At 27.9% G+C, this 20707-nt stretch carries 7 protein-coding genes; 5 read left to right on the forward strand and 2 right to left on the reverse strand.

What is annotated here, in order from left to right:
• Positions 1-25: 25 nt before the first annotated feature.
• The 3 genes from AC0B4N_RS01195 (at position 26) to asnA (ending at position 3799) form a co-directional block, all read left to right on the forward strand.
• Complete coding sequence (locus AC0B4N_RS01195; RefSeq protein WP_465102089.1) at positions 26-1528, forward strand: hypothetical protein; 1503 nt, start codon at positions 26-28, stop codon at positions 1526-1528.
• Between the two features lie 114 nt (positions 1529-1642).
• The gene (gene dnaJ, locus AC0B4N_RS01200; RefSeq protein WP_465102090.1) at positions 1643-2755 is read left to right on the forward strand and encodes a molecular chaperone DnaJ; all 1113 of its coding nucleotides are present in this window, start codon (positions 1643-1645) and stop codon (positions 2753-2755) included.
• A 60-nt stretch (positions 2756-2815) separates the two neighbouring features.
• The gene (gene asnA, locus AC0B4N_RS01205; protein WP_465102091.1) at positions 2816-3799 is read left to right on the forward strand and encodes an aspartate--ammonia ligase; all 984 of its coding nucleotides are present in this window, start codon (positions 2816-2818) and stop codon (positions 3797-3799) included.
• A 43-nt stretch (positions 3800-3842) separates the two neighbouring features.
• Here the strand turns inward: asnA and AC0B4N_RS01210 are convergent, their stop codons facing one another.
• Positions 3843-9314, reverse strand: coding sequence for a beta-N-acetylglucosaminidase domain-containing protein (locus tag AC0B4N_RS01210; RefSeq protein ID WP_465102092.1), 5472 nt, complete (start codon positions 9312-9314; stop codon positions 3843-3845).
• A 1-nt stretch (position 9315) separates the two neighbouring features.
• Positions 9316-10581, reverse strand: a complete 1266-nt coding sequence (locus AC0B4N_RS01215; protein ID WP_465102093.1) for a fibronectin type III domain-containing protein — start codon at positions 10579-10581, stop codon at positions 9316-9318.
• 178 nt (positions 10582-10759) lie between these two features.
• Between AC0B4N_RS01215 and AC0B4N_RS01220 the strand changes: the two genes are divergently transcribed.
• Positions 10760-15631, forward strand: a complete 4872-nt coding sequence (locus AC0B4N_RS01220) for an MGA_1079 family surface serine endopeptidase (protein ID WP_465102094.1) — start codon at positions 10760-10762, stop codon at positions 15629-15631.
• Between the two features lie 171 nt (positions 15632-15802).
• Positions 15803-20650 carry an MGA_1079 family surface serine endopeptidase gene (locus AC0B4N_RS01225; RefSeq protein WP_465102095.1) on the forward strand — a complete coding sequence of 1616 codons (4848 nt, stop codon included), beginning with the start codon at positions 15803-15805 and terminating at the stop codon, positions 20648-20650.
• Positions 20651-20707 lie beyond the last annotated feature (57 nt).

Raw genomic sequence — 20707 nt, forward strand, 5'->3', positions numbered from 1 at the left:
AACTTTACCAAAAGGAGCTAAAATTATGAAAAAAAGTTTTAAAAAGGCTTTTACTTTGTTATCTACTTCATTAGTAGCACTGCCTATTATTGGATTAAGTGCTAATACAAATAAAAGTAATGATACTGCATATTTTGATAAAACTGTTACAGAAAATGGTAAAAAAGACCATGTAGTAAATGTTAGTTTTGCATTAAAAGATAATGAAATAAATGACCTTAAATCAATGTATTCATTTATTAGTTTTACATTGCAGCATCCTAATATAAATGGTGGAGATAATGTAATGTATTTAGGATACACAAATAAAGTTGAAGAAGTTACAACTAGTTTTAAAGCAACTGGAGCTAGGCTTGAAAATGGAAAATTTAATCAAGCTACAAAGACATATTCACTAGATGTTAAATTTGCTGGTGATTATGCTTGAACAGCAGCAAACTTTAAATTCGAAATTGGTCTTGGTGGTAGAGAAATTACCATTAAACCAACAAGCCGCCATGTTGTAAAACAAACTGCTTTAGAAAAAATGAGCCATGGCGAATTATTAAAATTAGCAGCAAGTGTAGAAACTTATAAACCAGAAGTTAAAAAACCTTTTGAATCTGCAGTAAAAGATTTTGCTTTTATCCCATTAGATGAGAAAAATGTAAATGCTAGAAACGCTTCATATAAAGTTAATGTTAATCCAGTGACTGGAAAGCCATATTTGCATATTTATGCAACTAATGAATATACTGAAGTATATCCATATGATAATGAACTATGATTAGTTCCAATTTACCAAGTAGTAATTCCAAATAATCATAAATTTGGAAAAAATGGTAATATGAAAATGTACTTAAATATGACAATTCAACAAGAAGGTCAAAGCACCGGAAATGTTTCATATGTAGTAGATGCCAATAAAGCTGAAGTCATTTCTAACCTAGGTTCTAATAGGGCAGATCTTAGCGTTGTCGCAAATACCTATAAAGCTGATGATGAATTAGGATATATAACATTCCAATTGCGTTTAGGAACAAGGTGGGATCCATCTAAATCTCGTATCGTTATGTCATTTAATGGTTATAAAAATGGATCATACTTCAAAGTCGCGGGTAAAGATAGACAGTCTAATGATGTACAATTAACAAAATGACAACAAAACGAAATTTGAAGAAGAGGAACTTGAAATAAATATGTTTCTTTTGATAGCAATGTCTTAAATTCAAATGGAACAAGACAGTCTTTAACAAATAATGTTCTTAATGGTAAAGAAGTAACAATTGAATTATCACACCCTGATAGTCCTAAAACAACTATGAAATACACTATACAAGGCAATAAATTAGTACCTGTTAATGGTTCAACAAACCAAGTTAAATTTAATGCTTATGTTAAAAATGGTTCAAAGTTAATAAATGGAAATAAATTTGGATTTTATGTTGAATTTAGCAGTTTATTTGATCCAACTAAGGCTATTATAAAAGTAACATATGACGGAAAAACTCAAGAAATTAAAATGCCTAATTTTTGGGGTTGATTCTAGGAAAAATCATGTTATTTTGTAAATCAAAATATTCGGAGCAATCCGAATATTTTTCTTATATTCTTTTTTATTTTTTATTAGCAATAAAATATGTTTTGTGCTAAAATAGATATCATGAATAATAAAAGAGATTATTATGAAGTTTTAGGACTCAATAAAAATGCAACAGACCAAGAAATAAAAACAGCCTACCGTTCACTTGCTAAAAAATACCACCCTGATAAATTAAAAGATGGAACAAGTGATAAAAAAATGCAAGAGCTTAATGAAGCATATGAAGTATTATCAAACAGTGAAAAACGTAATTTATATGATAATTACGGACATGAAGCTGCCAACGGTTATAATGGAGCTGGAGCCCAAGGCTTTAATGCTTCAGGCTTTGGTGGCTTTAGTGATATATTTGAAAATATCTTTAGTGGCTTTACTGGCTCATCATCTAGACGTGCCAGCTATGCTGAACGAGGTGCAGATATTAAAAGTGTTCAAAAAATATCATTTATGGAAGCAATAAATGGAATTGAAATTCAAAAAAATATTCCTAAATATAGCCTTTGTTTACATTGCAATGGATCAGGCGCTGAATCAAAAAACGACATTCATACATGTCAAACATGTAAAGGAGCTGGTTATACAACAAAACAAAGTCGTGGATTTTTCGGAATTACTACACAACAAATTGTATGTAATACTTGCCAAGGAGAAGGTAAAACAATTACTAAAAAATGTAGTAACTGTAAAGGTAATAAATATATAAAAACTAATAAAAATGTTAAAATTCCAATTGCTCCAGGAACTGAAGATGGAGCTGTATTAAAACTCCAAGGATACGGTGAAGCAGGAACTAATGGAGGCCCTGCTGGAGATTTATATATTTATATTTCCGTTGATAAACATAAATATTTTGAACGTCGTGGCAATGATCTATATTTAGAATTCCCAGTTTCAATTATTGATATCATGCTTGAAAATAATGTTAAAGTGCCAACTCCATATGGCGAAGTAACCATTTCTCTTAAAAAATCTTATGAATCAGGACAAGTTATTAAAGTTAGTGGTAAGGGTGTACAAAGCAAATACCGTGTGGGAGACCTTAAATTAATCTTAAAAGTAGTGCAACCTGAATTATCACGTTCACAAACTAAGGAATTGCTTAAAGTTTTTCAAACAATGGAAGATTCCTCAAACCAAGATTTCATGCAAATGGTTAATAAAACACTTAAATAGTTATGTTATAAACATAACTATTTTTAATTAGTGTGATGCATTATTTGCTATAATATCTCCATGTATAAATCAAAATTAAACATTAAAGAAACACAAAAAGCAATTCAATCTTTGAAAAAGAATTTCCAAGCTTTGATCCGGGAAAAGTTGAATTTGACACGGGCAACTGCTCCACTATTCTTATTAAAAGAATCGGGATTAAATGATGGTTTAAACGGTGAAGCTCCTGTGTCTTTCTCGCCTAAGGAACAACCAAATATTCATTTAGAAATCGTTCATTCACTCGCTAAATGAAAAAGGCATGCTTTAAAACAATATAATTATTTACCAGGCGAAGGTATATATACTGATATGAATGCAGTGCGCCGGGAAGAAGACCTTGATTTTACTCATTCATATTATGTTGATCAATGGGATTGAGAAGTTATTATAAATAAAAGTGATCGCAATATTGACTTCTTACATAATGTAGTAAAAAAAATATATTCTGCCTTATACCAGACAAAGGAAAACTTAGTTAAAGAATTTTCGGTTCTTGAAAATAATTTACCAAAAGAAGTTTTTTTCATTAGTTCACAGGAATTAGAAGACTTATATCCTGCTATGACCTTGGAAGAAAGAGAAGATGCTATTGTTCGTGAAAAAGGTGCTGTTTTTATATCTAAAATTGGTCATAAACTTAAATCAGGTTTAATTCATTCTCTTAGAGCTTTTGACTATGATGATTGAAACTTAAATGGTGATTTACTTGTTTATTCTAAAGTACATGATAAAGCTATTGAAATTTCATCAATGGGCATTAGAGTTGATCAAAATTCTATTGTAAGCCAAAGCAATAAAACACAAGAAGAAGTTAAAAACCTCTCACCATATCACAAAGCAATTATTGAAAATACACTACCTTTAACTATTGGTGGCGGTATTGGTCAAAGCCGTGTGAGTATGTTTTTATTAGAAAAAAAACATATCGGTGAAGTTCAAGCTAGTTTTTGACCTGAAAACTACCGTAATGAACTTAAAAAACAAGGAATTGAATTATTATAATTATTAATCTAAAAAACTGGAGAGATTATCTCTCCAGTTTTATTTATTGTTTCTTTTTACGTATTTTAAATCAGTATAGAGCAAAGAATCCAGATGTTAATGTTGCAAACATGGCGGATACAAATCCTAAAGTAATTTTACGGTTAATAGGGGTTATTATTGTTTTATTAAAAGCAGTTTTTTCGCTATTATCAAGTTTTTCAAGTGCTTCATTTTTAGCTTGCTCAAATGATTCATAAGTATATGTTCGGTTAATATTGTAACTTAATTCTTTTACTAAGTCTTGGTTTTTATACTTAGCTAGTTGTTTTATAAATGCAGACTTCCCAGCCTCCAAAGGACGGTAGAAACTTGGTGTTATATAATTGCTAACTAATTGCAAGAATTGCAATACTTCTGGTTTACTAGAAATTTCGGCCATTTTTTCTTCAAAAGCACTTTTAACATCTTTATTTTCCACTGAATTCATAAGATAATTAAAGTAATCTTTGCTTACCTCTAGATTTAAACGAGCATTATTCATTGCCACAGTAGCATTCTCAACTTCTAACTCACCAGCTTTTTCATTTTCGTAAACAAGTTTTGCTTTAGAGTATTGACTTGCATATGCATCAGCAGTACTTTTAATAAAGAAGTGAGACATATTAATATATGGATCGTCAAGATGCTTTTTCAATTTTTCACGTTTTGATGAAACAAGTAGTTTAAAATCATCAATAGCTTTTTCTAATAAAGTTACTGAATTTTTAACATTTGCATTGTTAGATGTGCTGAGCCCTGAATTTACTAAATCTGTTTCGGAAGATTCAATTTGCTTTCTTAGTTCTTTGAGCGGATCATTTCATCCTTCCTTGTAAGAATCTTCAAGTTTTTTGGCTTGTTTGATCAGTTCTTCTAAAGTTTTATATGATTGAATAACTTCATTATATTTTAGTTTATTAAAAGCATCAAATAAATTACTATTAACTAAAGAAAGTGTATCTAAATCCAGATTATCTATGTTATTTGCAGTAACTAAGTGAGCATTAATTGAAACTAATTCATCGAGTGGAGCTAATGTTTCATTCGTATAATTTCTGCGATCTAGATCATTATATTTATTAATTAAAGTAAAAAATGTTGCTTTAGTATTAAATGAATGAGCTAGAGAAAGGCGAGCCTTAGTTATATCTTGAATAGCTTGGTTATAATTCACTTCATTTAGATTTGTTTTATTAGCTAATAAAATACGTGCATTTTCTAAAGCATGTAAATAAATATTATAAGAATCTTCAGTATATATTGAATTCTTATTTGAATAAACTTGTGATGTTAGATAAGACAACTCAGATGTATCAAGTGCTGAAGCAGAATATTTGTTTAATAAATATGAAAGCTCGTTTTTGAATTCCACAATTGTTTCTTGACTAAGATATTCATACTTAAGTGAACTGACAATGTTGGCCCTTAATGTATTGAACTGAGTTTTGTTTTCATCGCTTCAACTCTCAAATGAACCAGGGATATTTGCCATCAGTTGATTTAATTCATCAGTTGATTTTTGAGTATTAGTCGAATCTGTTAAATAAATGCTTTGTACAAGTGGATTTTCACCTTGCCAAGTAAAAATAACTTTCTGAATACTTAAATCAGCATCATTAGGTAATGTAAAATTCATTAAATTTAAAATTAATTCGCCAAGAATTATTTCACTGATTTGCCCTGATGTTTTATTAATTACTTCTAATTTAACAAAGGCATTGGCAACTGGATTGTCAGTGAAAATTACTAAATTCTTATTTGTGAAGTTTGCATTATTTACATTAAGAGCAACTTTCTTAACATCGTTTTTATCTGTGAATAATTGGGTTAAATTTTCAACTTTCTTATTTTTATCAATATCTAAGACTTCTGAACCAGTAAATTCATAAACATCTGTTCTTACATTGTTGTATTTTTGATTGTTTATCACAATTTCGCTAATTTCTAAATCCTTGTTTGCCGGATAATTAGCAAGAATATTTAGTCTAATAAATCGAGCTGATTTAATATTTAATTTATCATTACCTCAATATCTATAATCAGGGTGTTTTTCATCAAATAATCCAAATATTGTATCACCTAAAACCTGTGTATTTGTGGTTGAATTTTTGTCATTAATTGCAAAAGCTGGGCGCCATTCTAATTTATCATTTGATAATTGTATTGATAAATTTCTTGGGTAATGCTCTGTTTTATTAGAAGCATAAATTCTTAGGGATTCAATATCTATTTCTTTCCCAAGATCATAAATAATATATTGACCATTTTTAGGATTAACAAAAACATTTCCCTTATCAAAATCATTGTCAAACTCAAATTTTTCGTTTGCTTTATTTTTCATTGGTACTGTCGATGAATCTACTTTACCTATAGATTGCGAATCTTCTGTAACAACTTCCAAATTGCTAAAGGTAAACTCAGTTGGTTGTTCCGAAGAATTCTTAAACCCAAAATATTTCGCTTGCAAATTGTTATCTAAATTATTAATATCTGCAACCTCAATTCAGCGATAACCATCATGTGAGTAGAAATATTTGATGTTTTCGTTGCTAATTTTTGAATTAACTTTAGTTATCATTAATGACTTTTTGAAATCTAAGCCCACTATTTCATTTGGTTGTAATGTTATACGAGAAGTAGTTTGACTTTTGTTGTTTAAGGTAAATTTTCCCGCTTCAAATTCAGCAATAAAATTATCTTGATTCACTTGGTTTGAAGTATATGTGTAATTAATATCGGAAGCAATTTTATCAAATAAATATGCGGATTTTATACCCCATTCACTATCACTATTTTGGGTGGCTATAATCCTTATTCCATTAAGTTTTCCTGTGCTTTGAGGAATGTTTATATTAATCACTTCATTATCAGAACTAAATTCAGTTCCCAAATCAGTATATTCACCATTTACAATCTTTTGTATTTTAAAGTTTTTTAATAATAAACCAGGTTCTTGAACTAATCTCAATCTTGCATATTCTTTATAAATTGGAAATAATATATCTAATGAATCATTAGCACGTATATTTCCTCCGCCTTTATGTGTTAAACGAGCATATGTTGAACTATTATTATCAACAATATTTTCTAAATTATTACCCTCAAGTTCAGTAGATAAATCTAAATTAACAGTATGAGCAGTTAAACCTAAATCATTAAAAACTGAATTTTCTCCTGCCGCCAAAATAGTACCAATTCTCCAACTTGGATCAGCAACTTTATGGTTACGAACTCTAATTTTATCGGTATTAGGTGCTCAACCACCTACAACATAACGAGCTGCATTGCCTAAATGGTGTGAACTAAATGCTTTTCATGAACTTGTTGAATAATCATAATATTCTAAAGAAAAGTCTGTAAATCTTGTATTTGGATGGTTAACGGCTTGTTCAATTAATACTGTTGTAATATTTCTCCTTGATGGATATTTTACAGTAAAAAATCAATCTACTGGGAAGTTAGGATCTGTTCCGGGTTTAATAACTCATTCAGAATTTGGGTCTGTGTCAAAAATATTTTGCCATCTGCCACCTGTTGTGCTTAAATTACCTGTGTCAGCTTGGGTGAATTGACCATCTGTAAATCATGTTCCGCCACTTCCACTATTAGAAACAACAGTAGGTGTAGTTTGCATAGAAATATTTTGAAGTGGTTTTCCATATACTTTTGTTAATAATTCAATTGTTTTTGGTAAGAGCAATTTACTTGCTCCATTAATGGGCGCTTCATTGACCTTGAAAGTATCTATTTTTTTATATAAATTAATTGCTTCATTTATAGAGTATTGTGTTCTTGAGGTTAAATTATCCTTAAAATATTCTAAAATCTCAGCTATTTTTAAATTAAGTTGTGAAATTAATAAAAGTTTTTCTAATCAAGGTTTAAGGTCTACAATTAATGAATTCTTGTTATTTAAAAGCAAGCCTATATCTTGTTTTAGTACTTCAAAATAATATTTAAAGTCATTAATTTCTAAATTACTAAAACTTTTATCATTATATTTAGAACTTAAGGCATCAAATAAATTCGCAACATCAGAACTTTCGGATCAGTCCACTGATTTTGTACTATTATTTATTTTAGTATTAATAATATGTTTTGAAACATTATTAAAAGCATTTATAAGAACTACATTAGAAGAAGTAAAGGCATTTTTAATTGCATTAAGTTTAAATTGCTCTTTATTATCACTGTTTAAGTATCATAAACTTGCAAACTGGTTTAAATATAGTTTGTTTAATCCAGTTGATTTACCTAGTGCTACTGTATAAGAACTTGATTGTGCTAATGAGTTATTTGTAATGTTTAAATTATTCAGAACATCAAAATTTAATAAACCTTCATTATAACCACTTGCTCAATTTAAAACCATCCCGCTTTTTTTATTATTATTTACATAATATCTCTCAATAAATTCATTATCAAAATCACCGTATTTAGTAGCACCATAATTAACTAAGGTAACATGATCCTTAAGTGTTGCAAATGATGTATTAATGCTATTTGCTGCTATACTTGTAAAGTAATACAAATCTTTTTGTATTGGTTCTAAAAATTCACTAAGTTCATTAATAATCCGAGTTAATAAAGTATAGTTTACTCCGGCAGTATTTTTAACAACAACGGCAAAACCACTAACACCTAAATCAGTAAGTTGTTGTATTTTAGTTTTTAAAATATTAAAATCGAATTCATAATATTCACCATCCGTTATTGGTTGGTTTCTTAAAATATCAAGCGCATAAATAAAATCAAGATTATATTTGTTTGCTAATTCAACCTTGGTTTTAATTTTATTTAACTCAGTACTAGTATAGTCTTCACGTCAATTAGTCTCGTCAGGATTTAAATAAACATATTTATTGAATTTGTTACTTGCAGCATTTTTTAAATTATCTTCTAAATCTTCTAAACTAAAATTATTAGCATCATAAACAATACGGTTAGTAATATCAAAATAATTATGTAGTTTAAAACTTTTAAATGATTTGTTATCTAAATTAAGAAAAATACTTTTTAGGTCATTCAAGGCATAAGCAGTCGCCTTTTGACCTTTAGTTTGTACAAAAAAGTGATTTTTCTCCGCTTCAATAAAGTATTCATCATTATATAAATCATTGAATTCATTATTTATATCATAGCCTGCAAATAAATCATTATTTGAGCTAAGATTTAAGACAATATTAGTAACTTGTTTATCTAAGCGGTTAGAAATCGAAACATTAAACCCTTGTTTTTCCAAAAAGTCTTTAAAGTCTAATAAAAAAGGATTTTGATCTAATTCACTAGAAACAATATTAATATCATTAAGAACAGTAAAATATTCTGTTTTATAAACAAATTCTTTAACTGGAAGGTATTTAATTAACTCGTTTTGTTTAAAAGATTGTTGTATATCACTATGGTTTACTTCTGTGTTATTAGAAATAGTAAATGGTATAACAAAAGCGGGACTTAATAAAAATGATTTTTTAAGTTGTTTTTTAACATTCATATTATTTCCCCTTTTGTTCAAGTGTTAAATTATAAGTTGAATAATCTCCTAGATCATTATAAACAACAACAAGATATTTTTTTAGATTTGTTTCTTCTTTAACTAAATGAATATCATATGACGCACCGTTAGTAGAAACTGCTATATCACCAGAAAAATCATTAACCTCCAGCACAGTATCTTTTTCTGGTTGATCAACTTCTTTGTCTTGATATTTTAGTTTATAAATGTTTTTAGACTGATTAAAGATAAGAGACTCTTCAGATTTAGCGCCTTTAAAGAAAATGTTTGTGATACCCAAAATATAGTTTTGGCCTTTATCATTTTGAGAAGGATCTCAAGTAATACGAAGCCATTGTGTTTCAACTTCATCAAAATGAATATTTTTAGGTAATGCAGCATTTGACCAACCACTATTGTTATTTCGTTCCATTGGTCCAAAATCTACATCAGATGTCCTATCTTGATTTCTAACTTTTGTTCAATTTATACCATCATTTGAATGCCATATGTAAATATTCTTAGGTAACTTCCCTGCAGATCCTTCTTTGTTTGCCGCGATTCAAAATGAAATTTCAACTCTTGAAAGTTTAGTAAGCTTGTCTCAGTGAAAAACTAAGTTATTATCTTGTTCTTGTCCAAATGTTTTCCAATTGTCTCATCTTGAACCACTAGCCCCAAATTGACCTGAACGATCAATTAGTTTTAGTAAATTTTGTTTTGCCGTGTTTACATTTGCATCCCCGTCTTTAGTGCTCTTGTCTTGATCGACTTTTAGACCATCTTCACGAATTACATAATTACTGTCATTTGCTAAAGATTTACGTTGTTGTAAAACAATAGCATTAACTTGCATATTTTTACCATCATGTAAAACAGTACCTTCAATTTTCATATCATTGTAAACTGTTATTTCTTGTTCTAGTTGTCAATTAACTTTTCTAAATACAGCATTGTTATTTTGGTCAACTATTCTTACTTCTGATGGTAGTGAGTTTTTTGAAATTATTTCACCGGTTCAAACCTTAATTACCGGTGAAATTGGTACATTGTATAATGAAATAGTCTCAGTTGATTGCAACTCAAATTGTGGGTTCTCTTTTTTAGTTACTTGTAATTTATTTGTAAAATCCGTGTTTTCTTTGTATTCGCCTGGTTTTGGGTTATTAATTTCAGGTTTTGGCTCCTTTGAACATGAAATTAAAGCAGGTGAAAGACCTACCAAAACTGTGCTACTTAAAATAATTTTTTTTATAATTTTAGCCATTTTTCCTCCTAATTTTAAATTATTGAATCTAACTATAAAATGTATATAAATTATACTAAATAAAATGCCAAAATATTATAGAAATATTAGGTTATTTTTGATCAATTTTCAAGTATAATAATATATACAAAATTATCACATTTTATATATCATACTTTTGACTAAAAAAGGAGCCATTATGAAGAAATTTAAAAAAATATCACTAGCATCTGCTGCACTTTCTTTATTACCAGCAATAGCAGTTGGATGTTCAAATGAAACTAATCCAAACGTTCCCAAAAAACCAGGGGAAGATGTGCGAGATATCACCAATCCTAATATTCAAAAAGTCCAGAATTTCCTTGCATCTATTAATAATGCAAATGTAGATACACTTAAAGAAAGTTTAATAAACTACCCTAGTAATGATTTTTCAGCTTCTAAAGCTGATCTTTTAATCAACTTTGTTACTGAATATTTTAATATACTTAACACAAAAATAGAAAGTGTTTATTCAACAATTGAATTTAATCCAGAAAATCTAACTGCAATTCAAGCAAAACTTCAAGAATATGATAAAGTTATTAATACAACAAATAATAACTTTGACCAATTTACACCAGAATTACTTGCTCAAATTAAGCAAACAAGTAGCGATATTCAAGCATATAATTCAGAAGTAAGCACTAAAAATAAAGAACTAGATGAATTTGTCAAAGAAGCAATAAATATAAAAATATCCAATAATAATTTAAAAGATTTCATAAATACTGAAATATATAAATTATTTAAGATTAGAACACAAATTCAAAATCCTTTTGATTTAATTAAAAAAATAGATGATAATATTAAAAAGCTTTATGATTTCTTTAATTTTGCAACAGAACTAAATAACACAGGATTAACAAACAAAATCAACGAAACAAAGTCATATATAAATGAAAATTTATCAGTTAATAACATAAATTCATATAATAACGAATTAGAAAATAAATTTAAATCTCTTACAAATTATATTGTCCAAAATAACATGACTTCAGATAATGTTAAAAATCTTAAACAAGAATTAACAGTTTTAGTAGAAAATGCTAATCTTAATAGTCAAATCAAAGAGCAATTAAGTAATGAAATTAAGAATGTTTACAACATTACTGGAATCTATGAATTACAAGAAAAGCTAAATCATATAGAAACAAATGAATTAGTGGATCTAAGAAAATCATTGGTTACTCAAATTGAAAATTCTAAATTAACCAAAGATAATATAGACGATTTAAAAGATCTTCTTAATAGTTATTCACTAACTTCTTTAACTAGTTTTAAAGAACAATTTGATATATTCACGCAACTTTTAGAGCAAATTAATAGTAGATTAACAAGCATTGAAAAATATATAAATAATGAGTATACAGGTTCTCAAAAACAAGTATTAGAATATTACAAAGAAAAAAGTAAGTATATTAAATTGTTTAATAAGGACTTGTTAGAAAAAATTTCTTTAGTTTCAATGGAAAATAATATTGAAACTTTTAAGGCACACTTAAAAGCTTTAGAAGAACAAGAACGCAAATTACTAGAAAATAAAGAACAAGATTCAAAAACATTATTAGATTACTTTAAAGAGGATGCTGGTGAGAAATTAAAATTTGAATATAATGAACTTGGTTTAAAATATGACCTAGAAAAATATTCATATTCTGCATCATATACCTTTGAAAATACTAAGTTGTTCTTTGATGTACATGATAATGATTATGTAGATTACCAAATCACAAATCTAGAATTAGACAAAAAAAACTGAAATAACTTGTTAGTAACCGTTAAAGTAACTTTAAAATCTAACCCAGAAATAAATTACTCTTATAATTTCTCAAAAACATTTGATAAAAATGTATCTGAGTATGTAAATTTAATTCAGGTTGATACTTTAGACCAGAATTTTGAAGTTGCTTATGATGATTTAAAAGAAATGAAAGCAACTGATTTTTTAGCATTGCCTCATTCCGAAAAATTAAAATATTTTAAACACAAGGGGACAAAAATTGCTAAATTCTTTAATTATGAATTCAGTGATGATTTTGAATATAAAAATAATAGATTATATGCAACAATAAAAGTCTTTTTCAATAACCAAATAATAAAAGAAGGTAAAATACCTACTATTAAACCAGTAGAATTTTGAAATAATGAAGGAAATTATCAAGACTATCTTGATCAAATTCATGAAGCAAAAATATTAAAAATAATTAATGGAGATGCTGCAACATTTTTCAATTCATTGCAATTCAAACCTGAAACCAAAACCACTCATGAAATCTATCTTGCTTCTGATGCAATCAAAGCATTCAATGATTCATATATCATGCCTAAATTTGGTAAATATGAATTGTTTATTAAGGAAGTTAAAAACATTAATGATTGAGATGGTAGTGCAAACTTAGTTTTATGATATAAAAAAGATGGAATTGAGATTCCAATTAAAAACCCTGCTCAAGTTTATAATAAAACAATTAGAGTCGGAAATTTCAAATTACTTAACTTCTTTGACTTAAATCCTAAAGGTGAAATCTTTACTGCAGAAGACTTTAAAGATGCAACAGCCCCAGATCAAAATATTATTAATTTAATTAACTCAGTTAATGAATCAAACTTTACTCCAAGGCTCACTTCATCAACTAAAGTAGAACCTGATTTTAGACTTATCAATGTTCAAGATTTAATTGACCAAAAAGCATTTGTACACATGGAATATTTAATGTTGATTAATAATACAGGTACAGATAATAAAGGCGTAAATCACGATGATAAAGCATATGTTCCATTAGATAACAAATATTATGATAAAGATATAGAAGTTAATGCAACAAATATAAGCACATTACGAGGAGATTATTTCCCAGTTTGATATGATGTAAAACGTGTTGGTAAGCGTGGTATGTCATTTAAACTTGGATGAATTAAGAAAACTGATCAATCAATTAGATACACCAACGAGCAAGAATATAACTTAATAAACTTAGTAAATGACTACCAACAACACCACTACCCAGAAATCATGGTTAACAATATTAAATTAAGTGATTTAGATATTAATTATGAAACCTTAAAAACTAAAACAGCAGATGAATGAGCAAGAGATTTAAATGGCCTTGAACAAGTAATCAAATTGAAAGTTAATGAAAATAATGAAATTCAATACAAAAACTTCTCTTTACCAGCTTCAATATTTAAAATAAATTCTATAAAACGTATTTCTGGTGACCAAGCATACATCAGCTTTAAGGTTCAAGATAAAAGCAATAAATGAATTCAAGGTAATACGTGATACAAAATAAAAGGATTTGCTTTAAGTCAAACAAATAATTTATACGAAAGTTTTACATGAAGAAATTCAAATTTAAGAACAATTCAAGATTCGCTAAGTTCAATTACCCGTGATCGAGTAATTGAACCAATGTGAGATGATTTATTATGAGACATCAATACTCGTACTAATATTGCATCATGAACTTTTAAACGAAAATATCTTGAACAAACATTATTAAAACCAAATGCTAGAAATAGAAATATTAAATTTAATATACATGCTAATTCTTTAATTAATGATAACCAAAAAACTCAGCGCATTAGAAATAACGATAATACTATAGCTTTAAATATAGATTTGGATAATTTAATTGCTTCTAAAACACTTAAATATATTAAAGAAGCTAAAACCAATACAGACAAGACTTTTAAATATATAGTAAGTCTAACCTGAAATGAAACTACGGGTATTGAGTTTAAAATCTATATGGAGGACAACTCATATAAAATAATTATTGATGAACCAGACACACAAATTAATTTCAAAGAAACATTTGAAAAAAACCGGGCATTTTTAATATTACCTGCTGCCGTAAGTGCAAGCATTCAATATACAAATGATGAAGAATTAGAAGATTTTGGAATATATCAAAACCGTTTTGATTATAATCATATGGAATACAACCAATTCAACCAACCTATTACAATTTACTCTGATGGCGAATATTTAGCTAACCGTAATGTATATCAACCAAACCAAAATGTATCCTTCAAATTACATGAAGGATACAAAATGGATGCCGAACATATGCGCCTTGAAGAATGAAGAAACTGAGACGTTGTGGAAAATGCTTATTTAAGAGCAACCCAGGATGCCGCAGGAGGTGGAATTGGTACTGGTGGTTTCTTAGCGAAAACTAATAATGATCCAAATGATGCTACTTTCTATTACATAACAAACATGCACGTTGAAACTGGCGTTGCTACTAATTGAAGCCATGTTGTTGATGATTCGTTCCTAAAGGATAATACAGGTAGAAATTATAATTTGGCTTTCCAATTAAATGGTAATAATCTAGAACGAAACAGAAATAAAACTGCTACTCACAGATATGGCAATGTAACAGTTAAAGGAATATGACTAGCACACAGCGCTGTTTCTAGAGATGGTAGCAAAACTCGCGGGCCACATGATATGATCTTATTATCAATCGACTTAAATGATAAATTAAAAGATGCTCGCAATCGTGGTCTTATGGATTTAGTTTGAAAAACAGAAAAACTAATGAGCATGCCAAATATCGGTTTAGATGTACCATCTAAATTTAGAATAGTATCAGTTCCAATGATTTGAGAAGCAGCAACATTAGGTTTCCCAAAAGATAAAATCACTGGGTCAATTACCAGAAGACCAAAATGAGTTTTAGATAATTCGTTTGCGACAGGTTGAAGAAATTACTACTCACATATTTACTCAGGTGGTGGATCTTCAGGTAGTCCTGTATATGTTGAAAAAGATGGAAAACACAATTACTTTGGGATTCTTACAGCTGGATCAGGTGGATATATGGGTGGCAATGAATTCTCTTTATTCTATAGTTATGACATTCGTGAATATAATTTGCTTGGTCTTAACACAGATCACGAACACCCTCTTTCGCTACATAACTATAGATCAGCAGCTTCTCAAATATTTAAAGCTCACCTACACAGCCCTGATGTCTATGATATGCCTTGATTCTTAAAAGAAACTATAGAAAATTAATAATTGAATTTTAATAAAACACATTTAAACAATTTTGTTAATTTAAGAGAAATAAGATATCTTACTTCTAATAAGTAAAAATTTACCATAAATTTTTACTTATAACTTTAAAGATATTACAATTACAAAAAAATTTACTAATAATAAATTAAATAAAAATACTGGAGTTTTATGCAAAAAATTAAAAAATTCTCATTGGCTTTATCATCACTAACTGTCGTTCCATTTGTTGCATTATCTTGTACAAATGATGAAAAACCAACACCAAAACCTATTGATAATGCTAACATTACCAAGGTTAATAACTTTCTAAATTCTGTTAATAGTAGTTCTGTAGATGTTTTGAAACAAACTGTAACAAATTATCAAAATAATGATTTTGATGAAGCAAAAGCAAATTTATTAATTGATTTTGTAACTGAATATTTATCAATTTTAAACACCAAAATCGAAAGTTTATACTCAACTATTGATTACAAACCAGACAATTTTGAAAAAATTAAAACCAAACTAGATGAATATGATAAATTTATCAATACTACAAATAATAACTTTGATAAACTTACTCCTGAGTTTTTAACTCAAATTAAAACAACTAAACAAGAACTTTCCTCATATAACGAAGCCATTTTATCTAAAAATAAAGAACTTGATGATTTTCTTTTAGAAGCTAAAAAAATTAAATTAAGTAATTCAAAAGTTAGTGATTTATTAAAAAATAATACTTCTAAGCTATTTAACCTAAAACAATCAATTAATAATCCACTAGAATTAGTTAAAACTATTGATAAAAATTTAACTAAGTTAGAAAATGTAATTGAGTTTGCTACTCTAAATTCAAATCAAGAATTACAAACTAAAATTAACCAAGCAAAAGAGTATGTTAATACTAACTTATCTTTTGATAAATTAACAACCTTTAATCAAGGTTTTGATAGTCACTTTGTTTCAATTACAAACTATATTATTGAGAACAATTTAGCTTCTGAGTATGTTAATAGTAAAAAGCAAGATTTCACTGCTTTAGTTGAAAGTTCTGATATTGATACTACAACTAAAGAAGAACTAAGAAATAGCATTAAACAAATATATTCACTTGCAGGTATTTACGAACTACAAGAAAAACTTAACTATTTAGAAACAAATGTTGTGGTAAATACAAAACAAAGATTAATTAGTAAAGTTAATGAAACAGATTTAAATAATCAAAATAAACAAGATTTAACTGATTTAATAAATGCTTATGGACAAAATGCACTTACTACCTTTGAAACTGAGTTTACTAAGTTCCTTGAATCATGAACCAACCTTAATAATAAGTTAAATTCAATTGAAAATTATATTACTAGTGAATATCAAAAATCACAAAAACAAGTTTTAGAATATTACAAAGAAAAAGGTAAATATTTAAAACTTTTTGATAAGGAATCTAAACTAGAGAAAGTTTCTCTAGTTTCAATGTCTAACAATATTAGTACGTTTGAAGAATTATTAAAAACATTTGAGACACAAGAAACAAATCTTAAGAATAATACTGAAACAGATTCAAAAACTCTTTTAGATTACTTCAAAGCAGAAACAGATGGAAAACTTAAATTTGAATTTAATGAAATAGGTGCTAAATATGATTTAGAGAAATACTCATATTCTGCATCATACAACTTTGAAAATACTAAGTTATTCTTTGATGTCCACGACAATGAATATGTTGATTATCAAATAACTAATTTAGAATTGGATAAAACTAACTGGAATAATTTACTAGTTGAAGTTACAGTGTTTTTAAAATCAAAACCTGAAATTAGTTATAAATACAAATTTAATAAAGTATATGCAAAAGATGTAACACAATTTGTAAATGATATTAATATTAATGACTTAGATACAAACTTTGATGTAGATTATGAAGGTTTAAAAGAACTAAAATCACAAGATTTCTTATCTTATGAAAAAGATAAGAAATTAAAATTCTTTAAAGCTAAATCTAAATTTATTTCAAAATTCTTCCGTTATGATTTTTCAGATGATTTTGAATTTAGAGATAATAAACTATATGTAACTTTAAAAGTATTGTTTAATAACCAAGTAATTAAAGAAGCTAAAATAGCAACTAATAAACCAGTAGAATTTTGAAATAACGAAGGTGATTATCAAGAATACGTTGATAAACTTCACGAAGCTAAAATCTTAAAAATAATTAATGGTAATACTTCTGATTTCTTTAATTCCTTAAAGATTAATCATAAGAGTAAAAATTCTCATGAAGTTTACCTTGCTTCTGATGCAATTAAAGCCTTTAATGAATCATATATTTTGCCTAAATTTGGTAAATATGAATTATTTATAAAAGAAGTTAGAGATATTAATGATTGAGATGGTAATGCAAAATTAGTTTTATGATATAAAAAAGATGGTGTTGAAGTTGAAAAACCAGCTTCTACCAACAATAAAACAGTTTCAATTAGTAATTTCAAATTACTTAACTTCTTTGATTTAAAACCTAAAGGTGAGGTATTTACTGCCGATGATTTTAAAAACTCAACAGTTCCAGCGCAAAATATTATTAGTATCATCAACTCGGTTAATGAATCAAACTTTACGCCAAGATTAACCTCATCAACTAATCCAACTCCAGATTTTAGAATGCTTAATGTGCAAGATATGATTGATCAAAAAGCATTTGTTAATATGGAATATTTAATGGTTTTTGGTAATGGTACAGACAATAAAGGTGAAAACCATGATAGTAAAGCATATGTTCCGTTAGATAAAAAATATTATGATAAAAATATTTCAGTTAACTCAACTGATATAAAACCTTTAACAGATGAGTACTTTGCTGTTTATTATGATGTTAAACGTACTGGTAAACGTGGTATGACATTTAAACTAGGTTGAATTAATAAGAAAAACCAAAGCATAAGATATACTAATGGTAAAGAATATACTTTAATTAACTTAGTTAATGATTATCAACAACACCATTATCCAGAAATCATGGTAAATAATATTAAAATAAGTGATTTAGAAATTAACTATGAAACATTAAAAACTAAAACTGCGGACCAGTGGGCAGCTGATTTAGAAAATTTAAATAATATTATTAAATTAAAATCAGATTCACAAAAGCAGATTAATTATTTAAATTATTCATTACCAGTTACATTATTTAAAATAAATGCTATTAGACGTATTTCTGGTGACCAAGCATACATCAGCTTTAAGGTCCAAGATAAAAGCAATAAATGAATTCAAGGTAATACATGATACAAAATCCAAGGCTTTGCACCAAGTCAAACAAATAACATATATCAAAGTTTTGCATGAACTAACAACAATTTAAAAACTATCCAAGATTCTCCAACCTCAATTACTCGCGAAAGAGTAATTGAGCCTATGTGAGATGAATTGCTTTGAAATTTAAATCAAAGAACCAACATAGCTTCATGGACTTTAAAACGTAAATATTTAGAACAAACTTTATTAAAACCAAATGCTAGAAATCGATCAATTAAATTCAAACTCCTTGCTAATGTTTTAATTAATGATACTAATAAAAATAATCGCCTTAGAGATTTAAGTAATGGTATTGATATAAATGTTGACTTTGATCAGTTAATTGCATCTAAGTCACAAAAGTATGTTTACAGTGCAACAGCTTCAGAACAAGAAAGTTTTAAATATATTGTAAGTTTAACATGAAATGAAAATACTGGTATTGAATTCAAAATCTTCATGGAAGATAATTCATATAAAATTATTATTGATGAACCAGAAGTTCAAGATCATTTCAAAACTGAGTTTGAAAAAGAAAGAGCATTTATTATTTTACCTGCTGCTGCAAGCATCAGTGTAAAATATACTAATGATGAAGAAAAAGAAGACTTTAAGGTAAACCAAAACAGATTTGATTATAATAACATGGATTATAATCAATTTAATCAGCCTATTACTATTTTTTCAGATGCAAAATATTTAGCAAATCGAGACGTTTATCAACCTAATCAAAATGTTCCATATGAATTACATAATGGATATAAATTAGATGCTGAATTTATGCGCCTTGAAGAATGAAGGGATTGAGATGTTGTTGATAATGCATACCTTCGTGCATTCCAATACTCTGCTCCCCCTTCAGGTACAGGTGGTTTTTTGGCCAAAACAAATGATAATCCTAACGATGCTACTTTCTACTACATAACTAACATGCACGTAGAGACCCAAGCCGCAAAAAACTTTAATGATGTTATTGGTGATAGTTTCTTAAAAGATTATGTGGCTAAATATTACTTTTTAGCTTACCAGCTTATTGATACTACTTTGGAAAGAAATAAGCAGTATACTTCCACTCATTACATTGCTGGCGACATCCCTATTAAAGCATTGTGGTTAGCTCACTCTCAAGAATCAAAAGATGGTAAAAAAACACGTGAACCTCATGATATGATCTTATTATCAATTAATTTAAATCAACACTTAAAAAATGCTAGAAATTCTGGAAAAATGGATATAGTATCAAAAATTGAAAGAATAATGAAAATGCCTAATGTTAGCATGGATGTTCCTTCTAAATTTAGAATAGTATCAGTTCCAATGATTTGGGAAGCAGCAACACTCGGTTTCCCTCATACGAAGCTTTCAGGTTCAATTACTCGTAGACCTAAAAATATTCAAGATAATTCATACCAAACCGGTTGAAGAGATTACTATTCACATATTTATGGTGGTCCTGGTTCTTCTGGTTCACCAGTATATGTAGAAAAAGATGGAAAGCATAGTTATTTTGGTCTAATGACTGCTGCTTCAAGTCATACATATGGAATTGGAAAAAATGAGTATAGTATATTTTATAGCTATGATCTTAGAGAATATAACCTCCTAGGTATTAACCCAGATAATGAACACCCATTATCATTACAAAATTACAAATCTGCAGCTTCACAAATTTTTAAGGCTCATTTAAATAGCCCCGATGTATATGATATGCCTTGATTCTTAAAAGAAGTCAAAGAAGACTAGTAGATAAATATTAAACAATGTCTTGATTATTAAGACATTGTTTTTTTCTTATAAGCA

Source organism: Mycoplasma sp. 13536 (assembly GCF_055523495.1).